The sequence below is a fragment of the Citrobacter sp. TBCS-14 genome, from assembly GCF_005280805.1.
GTDB lineage: Bacteria > Pseudomonadota > Gammaproteobacteria > Enterobacterales > Enterobacteriaceae > Citrobacter > Citrobacter gillenii.
In genome coordinates this window covers 1-226 of the sequence record NZ_SZWM01000003.1, presented here as the reverse complement: position 1 = coordinate 226, position 226 = coordinate 1, and the positions used below count along the sequence as shown (strand labels likewise).

Annotated in this window: 1 protein-coding gene; it reads right to left on the bottom strand. The window is 47.8% G+C overall.

Going from position 1 to position 226, the window contains the following annotated elements; genetic code table 11:
* Positions 1-226 (bottom strand): helix-turn-helix domain-containing protein (locus tag FDX22_RS00015; protein WP_146716546.1); only part of this gene is annotated, 226 nt, incomplete at both ends.

Below are 226 nucleotides of genomic sequence, written 5' to 3'. Positions count from 1 at the left end.
GCTCCCGTCCTTCGTCACTCAACGAGTATTCAACCTTTGGTGGAACAACGGGATAAACCTGGCGAATAATCAGGCCATCCTCTTCAAGTTCACGCAGTTGCTTCGTCAGTAAACGCTGATTGATGCTGGTTAAAAACCGCTGGAGTTCGCTAAACCGAAGCGTACCGTCCTTAAATAAATGATAGAGGATCACCCCTTTCCATTTCCCACCCATGATATGCAGTGC